Source organism: Phocaeicola sp. RTP21198st1_B8_RTP21198_201120, from assembly GCF_040929485.1.
In the GTDB taxonomy this organism is placed as follows: Bacteria; Bacteroidota; Bacteroidia; order Bacteroidales; family Bacteroidaceae; genus Phocaeicola; species Phocaeicola dorei.
Map to the genome: position 1 here is coordinate 30738 of NZ_JBCOCI010000047.1, position 7497 is coordinate 38234.

General features: G+C 35.6%; 8 protein-coding genes. 5 read left to right on the top strand and 3 right to left on the bottom strand.

What is annotated here, in order from left to right:
• Nucleotides 1-500 (top strand): ComEA family DNA-binding protein (locus AB5935_RS15720; protein ID WP_368327478.1); only part of this gene is annotated, 500 nt, incomplete at its 5' end.
• Here AB5935_RS15720 and AB5935_RS15725 read toward each other — a convergent pair.
• Nucleotides 497-1915 (bottom strand): alkaline phosphatase, encoded by a 1419-nt coding sequence (locus AB5935_RS15725; protein ID WP_008656811.1) that lies wholly within the window; start codon nt 1913-1915, stop codon nt 497-499. The genes AB5935_RS15720 and AB5935_RS15725 overlap by 4 nt on opposite strands.
• 309 nt (nt 1916-2224) lie before the next feature.
• Here AB5935_RS15725 and AB5935_RS15730 point away from each other — a divergent pair, with 309 nt between their 5' ends.
• From AB5935_RS15730 to AB5935_RS15740, 3 genes are all read left to right on the top strand, one after another.
• Nucleotides 2225-2725: a hypothetical protein gene (locus AB5935_RS15730; RefSeq protein ID WP_007834963.1), complete on the top strand. Its 501-nt coding sequence runs from the start codon at nt 2225-2227 to the stop codon at nt 2723-2725.
• A gap of 107 nt (nt 2726-2832) precedes the next feature.
• Complete coding sequence (locus AB5935_RS15735) at nt 2833-3096, top strand: hypothetical protein (protein WP_007834964.1); 264 nt, start codon at nt 2833-2835, stop codon at nt 3094-3096.
• A gap of 380 nt (nt 3097-3476) precedes the next feature.
• Complete coding sequence (locus tag AB5935_RS15740) at nt 3477-4505, top strand: DUF2971 domain-containing protein (RefSeq protein WP_038608632.1); 1029 nt, start codon at nt 3477-3479, stop codon at nt 4503-4505.
• A gap of 14 nt (nt 4506-4519) precedes the next feature.
• On the opposite strand, the gene AB5935_RS15745 is transcribed toward AB5935_RS15740, so the two are convergent.
• Nucleotides 4520-5914, bottom strand: a complete 1395-nt coding sequence (locus AB5935_RS15745; protein WP_038608635.1) for a helix-turn-helix domain-containing protein — start codon at nt 5912-5914, stop codon at nt 4520-4522.
• A 67-nt stretch (nt 5915-5981) separates the two neighbouring features.
• Nucleotides 5982-6788: a LuxR C-terminal-related transcriptional regulator gene (locus tag AB5935_RS15750; protein WP_120053607.1), complete on the bottom strand. Its 807-nt coding sequence runs from the start codon at nt 6786-6788 to the stop codon at nt 5982-5984.
• A gap of 153 nt (nt 6789-6941) precedes the next feature.
• Here AB5935_RS15750 and AB5935_RS15755 point away from each other — a divergent pair, with 153 nt between their 5' ends.
• A complete protein-coding gene (locus AB5935_RS15755) occupies nt 6942-7430 on the top strand; it encodes a hypothetical protein (RefSeq protein ID WP_368327479.1) in 489 nt (162 codons plus the stop codon).
• The last annotated feature ends 67 nt before the right edge of the window (nt 7431-7497 follow it).

The following is a 7497-nucleotide window of genomic DNA, read 5'->3' on the forward strand; positions in this document are numbered from 1 at the left end:
TCTTAAAACCCTATATCCAGATTTCAGAGGCTTTTCGGCGGAAACAGGATACATTGCACTTTATCAAAAAGGTGGAGAAAGATACGTTGGCAGCTTATAAATATCCGGAAGGAACTTTAGTCGATTTGAGTGAAGCGGACACTACCGAGTTGAAAAAGATTCCGGGAATAGGCAGTGGCATTGCACGCATGATTGTGGCTTACCGGAAACGTTTGGGAGGTTTTTATGACACGGTTCAGTTAAAGGAAGTGAACTATGTAGATGAGGATATGTTGAAGTGGTTTAAACTCGGAAATACACCAATTCATCGGATAAATGCCAATAAGGCTGGGCTTGACAAACTTCGCTCTCATCCTTATATGAATTTTTATCAGGCAAAGGTGATTATAGAATGTAGGAGGAAAAAGGGAAAATTAAAAAGTCTTTCCCAGTTATCCTTGTATGAGGAATTCACTGAGAAAGACTTGGAACGTTTGTCGCACTATCTTGCTTTCGATTAATTGTTGGGATAACCAGCAGCTTCTGCTATTTTTACCGGAATTTCGGTATTGTCGATGCGGCCTTGGAATAGTTGGGCGCCGGCTCCGATAGCGAATACGGGGACATAACCTCCTGAGTGCCCTCCACTGGTCCAACCTACTAGAGCGATGTCATCCAGAATTCTCTTGGCCTCAGCTGCCAAAGGTTCGTCTTGTTGATATTCACTTTGGGTTAAATCTATCTCTTTACCGCTAAATGATTCATCATATACTTTCTTCAGGGATGCTTCTTGCTTTTCATTCAGTTGAATACTATCCCAAAATCCGAAATTATCCTTCAATGATTGCTTGATAACTTCCCAAGGTACTTGATTCTTGTATTTTTTTCTTAATTCGTTTACAATTTTGGTATATCCGCTTTCACTTACTTTTTGTGATTTTAAAGCTTGTAGGTTCAAAGTATACGGACCTTTTCCTAAAACGATTCCTCCGGTTTCGTGGTCGGCTGTTACTACAATCAGGGTTTCATCAGGATGTTGTTCGTAGAATTCGTAAGCAACTTTTATGGCATTATCCATATCCATCACTTCGTGGAATGCAGTAGCGGCGTCGTTGCTGTGGCAAGCCCAGTCTATTTTACCTCCTTCAACCATAAGGAAAAACCCTTTTGATAGATCTTTAGATAGGAAATTGATTCCGGCACGGGTGATTTCAGTTAAAGTCATATCGCCTTTTTTTCGATCGATAGCATAGGGGATAGCACTATTGTCTGTTGCTGTCGCAGGTTGTAAGAGAATCAGTTTATCCGATTTTTTTGCTTTTTTCTGATAGTCTTTGTAGCCACGGGCTATGGTATATCCGGCTTTGTCCACTAGTGTATACAAACTTTCTGAATTTGAACCGGCGGCTTTTTTGTTGGTGGGATCTAAAAAGTCTGATCCTGCATAGAAATCGAAGTTGGCATCAATCAAATCCAGACCTACGTTGTAATAGCTGCTTCTTTGTCCTTGGTGTGCGTAAAAAGCAGCCGGTGTGGCATGGTCTACGCTGACACTGGTACTGATACCTACACGGCAACCTTTTTCTTTTGCCCAAGAAGCAATACTGTTAACTTTGGTTTCCAGATCCTTTTTCACACCTAATGCGCCATTTTTTGTTTTGTTTCCCGTAGCAAGTGCTGTTCCTGCAGCGGCTGAATCTGTCACTCCGTTGGTTGCCGAGAAAGTAGTGGCTATGGTTGCATAAGGAAATTGGGTGAATAATAACGGAGTCACACCAATTTTGCCTTCCAACTCCCCACGATACATCTCTGTTCCTAAAACTTGGTTAACACCCATTCCATCTCCGATGAAATAAAATACATACTTTGCTTGCTGTGCCTGTACAAAAAGAATGGACAGGAATACAAATACGGTAATAAATGATAGTTTTTTCATATTAATTGAGTTAATGACATTTTTCTTTTTTTAGTCTAGCAAATATAGGGAAAAAAGACTTTTTATCGGTATTTCTTTTTTGAATAATTGAGATTTAATGACCAAATACTTTTTTTGCAATAAGTTTGTAAATGAAATGTTCTTGAGGTGTAATATAAAAAATCTGTTTGGGAGTAGGGAAATCCGTTTTTTGTACTATGTATCTGTTTGCTTTCGACATGAATATTGCATACAGATAATTGCTTTAATATTAGTGATTATTAATTATAAATCTTATATTTGTCTAATCTAGAGTCAGTAAGGTAAAGTATGGGAGAATTTATAAACGTATTAGTGTCAAAAGGGAAAAGCAATTTGATACCGGAAAAAGACAACCTGTATGGACAGTTTGTCGGTGAATGGGATTTTGAATGGGTTGATAACCAAGGTACAACAGGCGAAAGACATGTTCAGGGAGAGTGGATATTCGCTTGGGTACTGGAAGGGACTGCAATTCAAGATGTGTTTATTTGTCCTTCGCGTAAGGCGCGGATTAAAGATTATCAACCGGATGCAGCTTATGCGACTACGGTACGTATGTATAATCCTAATACAGAAGCATGGGATATTTTATATACGGAATTAGGAGGGGCTACACAACTGGAAGGAAAAAGAGAAGGAAACAGGATTGTTCAGACGGAAATTAATGAGAAGAATATACAGTGGGTGTTTTCGGAAATTACAGCGACCTCATTCCGTTGGCAACGTATGGTAAAGTGTCCGGATGATACTTGGGAAACTGAAGCTGAACTTTTTGCAGTTCGTCGATGATTAAGATTTATATGCATATTATATAAGTTTGAGATATTGCAGTCTAAAATAGACTTGTTGTAGTAGAAGCTCAGAGGTGATTTGACGAGTTTATAAAAAAAGAATGTGTGAATGATAAACAATCTCAGAACCGTTTTCTTGCATTTGGCGGAGAAACTGTATTCAAACTAAATCCTGCCAGCTATACGCAGGAAAAGATGTGGGGCAGGTATATGGAATCTTTGCGTAAGAATCTTTCTGCTTATACTCTTGATGATGCTCCCGAAGATGTTCGGGAACTCTACAAAGATGAATTCATCCAGCTTTATGCTTCAAGTATAAGGTGTTTTTTTAATATGCATCAAATTGGGATTTATATCGGGAAGGAGTAGTTTTGCTCCAAGACTTAATCAAATATGGAGGCAGGTCAGAAGTGGAGAAAGTTATAATCGAGCTGAAAGCTCGTATACCTCGTCATCCAGTCTATATTGCCGTATTTTGTGTTTTGTGAGAAAATAAAAAATCCTGATTTCCGAAATCAGGATTTTACTGTCTTTTTTTCTTCAAGGTGGTGCCACCAGCAACCGAAAATCAGTTTGTATAGCACTATTTCTCAATAAGTTATATCTTTATCACGATGTTAGTCCCTTGAATAAGGTTTTCACAGCTTTGCACCGTTCGACATCAGTTTGTATCTTGGGTACGATTTCTGAATACAAAGATAGAGATTTTTTGTTATAGTTACTATATTTGTATAAAATAGTTTTTGCAAATGAATGGATATAAATACAGGGCAAATATTGCCGTTAATGATAAGGGAAACCTCCGTGATATAGAAACTTTGATAAAAGATGAATTATGGGCTTCTTCTTTAACTGATTTAAATGACCCTTTTGAAGCAACTTATATAGATAATATAGAAAGAGCACTTGCCCTTTTTGAATCAGTTTTTGGAGCAAATATTAAAGACGTTAAAAAATATTGGGAAGAATTAATTCTGTTCAAAAATAATATAGGAATATACTCATTAGCATTATCTCAAGCCGATTATCCTGATAATGAATTGATGTGGGCACACTATGCAAATTCTCATAAAGGATTTTGTATAGAATATGATATTGAAAAATTACAGGACAGTGAAAATTATACTTTTGATGTAAATCGAATGAAAATCGAATATAAGAATGAACCACCAATAATTGGACTTGATGATATTTACAATAAAGATGGATTTTTGATTAAAATGTTTGGAACAAAATCTAAATCATGGGAATATGAGAATGAGATACGGTTAATATATTCAACTTCAAAACGGAAAGAATATAATCCTTTTGCATTAAAATCGATTTATTTTGGTTTAAATATGGATGAAAAGCATCAAATGCAAATAATAGAAGGATTAGCAAATAGGGATATAAGATTCTATAAAATGCAAAGAAAAGCAGAGTCATATAAGCTTATTCCTATATTGATTCATGAAAATAAGCGTATTATTAAGAATAAATTGTTACTATCTCAATATGAAATATTAAAAGAAAACCACAATCATGCCGTTGAAAATTTTCATGTATTATATAAAGGTGAAAGTATGAATAAAGAAGTATTGCATAATTTTGTCTTGAAATTCAGAGAAGAATACACAACAAAAAATGCTAATATTTATGTCTATAATAAAAGTGACATAGCTAATTTAATTGATAAATATCCATTAAATGATAAAGAAGCAGAGCTGTTGCTCTCTTGTACTATTGCTGAATCATGGTTCACTAATCCTACAGAAGTCTATGTTAATCTATCTTGAATCAGTTGCAGTTATTAAAGTGATAATAATACGGTATAATATCCTCCTGTTTTGGGTGCACCTCTAAATTCTACTATACCTTTTTCTTGTAAGGATTTAATATATCGCATTGTTGTTCTTACACTTTTGCCTATATGATTTGCTATTTCGGAAGCATTTAAGCCGGGAGTTACTATCAGTAAATTGATTATAGCTTGTTCATTCTCGTTTATAGCATCATTTACTATGTCATTTACTCTGCCATTTACTGTGTCATAGTTGGCAGAGTTAGAGATTTGACGTTTGAACACTGCTGTAAACATCCCCTCTGTGTGAAATTCCGGTTCGGGCAGATTCGCCTCTCTCATGGCTTCCTGCATACGGGGAATACCGGATGCAACTCTTTCAACCAAGTGCATACGGGTAAATAAACCGAAAATTAGCGGATTACGTGTCATACTTTTATGTCCGAAATCTTTAGCCACAACAGGTAGAAGTCCTCCGGGATTGGAAATCTCTACTCGGTCGTCAAACATTTCTATCATAATGCTTGCGCCTTGTTCGTAATAATCACGGTGCGACAGGGCGTTTATAATGGCTTCTTTAAATACGGTCAGAGGTATTTCCCAGATTTCCTCTCTTGGTCCTGCACCCTCTATTTTATAAGCTACTTGCAGTTTGCTTTCCAGCCAAGACATCGCCTGTAAATACTGTTGGTACAATGAACCTCCGAAAGTTTTATCATCTATAATATAGACTTTATTTGTTCCCTTGAAAAGAACACATCTTGTAACAGCGTGTGGAAATTTTCTTTCAGGTTGTTTTCCGAAGAACATCGCTGCTCCGTTCTTTGCCGTTCCATTTTCGGTAAACAGTTCCAAGTTCTCAAATATTTGTTTGTCGGGTGTGGACGGACTTAGTTTGGCTTCTGTTCGAAAGTCTTTAATCATTTGTTCGTCTGCATCCGTGTAGATATTGAACCAATGACAGGGTATATGGTCGAAAAAGATTTTGTTACATTCCTGAAAGAAGCTACGCATTTCTTCGGCTGTGCGAAGTTTCTGTGAATTTGCCCCCTCACGCACATAGATAGAACCGGAAAATATATAAGGTTTATCCTTGCCGGACGGAACATCAATTACCCAAACAGTTTTATTCCCAACATTTACGGAATACAATTCACAGTGGAGTGCAGGAGATATTTCGCTGATAGAACCTTGAATGGCAGAACGTTTATCGTTTTCTAAATTAGTATCTACTACTTGCCCGTTATCATCTACTCCAATAAGCAAATATCCTCCGTCTGCATTGGCGAAAGCACATATTTCCTCTGTCAGTTCACGAACTTTTGAAGGAACACGGACTTTAAATTCCACATTGTAGCCTTCTCCGCTATCAATGAGTGATTGTATGTTTTCTGTATTTAACATGAACTTTTATAATGGTGCCACAAAAATAGTTATTTGTTACGATTGTAAGTTGTTAGTTTCATTTTATTTATGGCAAAACATCCCTCTTCTCGCTTTTATCAATGCTGCATTTATTGAACAAGCCCAGCCTTTGAGCGAAGTTGACAGCTTCAATCGAATTGTTAGCTTTTAACTTTTGTAATATATTCTGTCTATGACTATTCACTGTATTAATGCTAACTTTTAATGCCTCTGCTATCTCTTTACTTAATAAGCCTTTCTTCATAAATCGTAAAACTTCTAATTCCCGGTTTGTCAAAGGTTCATCCAGTGTGTCAGATAAATCTATAAATATCTGCTCTCCAGTTTTAAAGTTATATAGGTGGCTTTTAATAATTTCCGATTCATGGCTTGCATCAACATCAATAACCGATAGCATAAGCCAAATATTTCCTGATTTATCTAACTCAAGAACTTGTTCTTGTTCTATTATGCGTATGTATTCACCCCGCATATTTCTTATCCTCATTTCATGAATGGCTTTATAGTTCCTCTTTTCTTCATTGGAGAATGAGCGTAATATCGAATAGATTTTCTTTCTTACAAGTAACCCATAATCTATATCGTCCGGATGTATAACCTCAATAACTGGCTGATGTCCATGAATAAACAACCTACGGGAGTCAAGTCCATATAGTTTAGGAATATTATCAGAAACAAAAACGAATTTATTAGTGTAGCAATCAAATACCAATACGATACTATGCGTAACTTCTGAAAGTTTAATCCAGTCATTTTTCCTCTTTTCAAGAATGGAATAATCAATTTCATCGAACTCTATGCTTGATGTTGGTAGTATATTTATGACTTTCTTTTCTATTTCATTAATTATCATGCTTGCTATGACGTTTATTGTTAAATAGTTAGGTTGCATCTCATTATAAATGACTATTGTCTTTAGAGTATCTTACATCTAACTTTGCACAAAGTTAATAAAAAGAGCATAAGTGTAAGGTAAATAGATGTTTAATGTTTTAATTATTCCTATATGATAAAAAAGATTTGTTTAGTGACACGGAGAGGTAAAAAAGTTATGGGTCGCAAAGTTGTAGTGACATCAGTATTTGAAACTGACATTGAAAATATTTGGTGCAAGATTCAAGATATTGAAACGCTAAGAGAAATTTGTAAACCCAAAGCAAGTTTTATATCTTATGGCAATATTCCTCCTGTTTGGAAAGAGGGGGAAACATTTTATTTTAAGATGTTTCTTCATCGATTTATTCCTATTGGAAAACATACAATCAACGTAATTAAGATTGATAAAAAATCAAGAGAAATAGTCTCAAATGAGTATAATAAAAGAGTAACTATATGGAATCATTATATTCAAATGGAAAAGATTACCGAAAATGTTATAAAATATACCGATAGTGTTGAATTGTATGCTGGTTATCTAACCCCGCTTGTTGCTTGGTGGACTCTTTATTTTTATAAACACAGACAAAAGAAATGGCAGAAAATTACAAAGCCTTAATTCCGCAACACTATTATAAATTAAACTTTTTAAGTACCTGAGCAACAAAAAGTTGCTCAGGATTTTG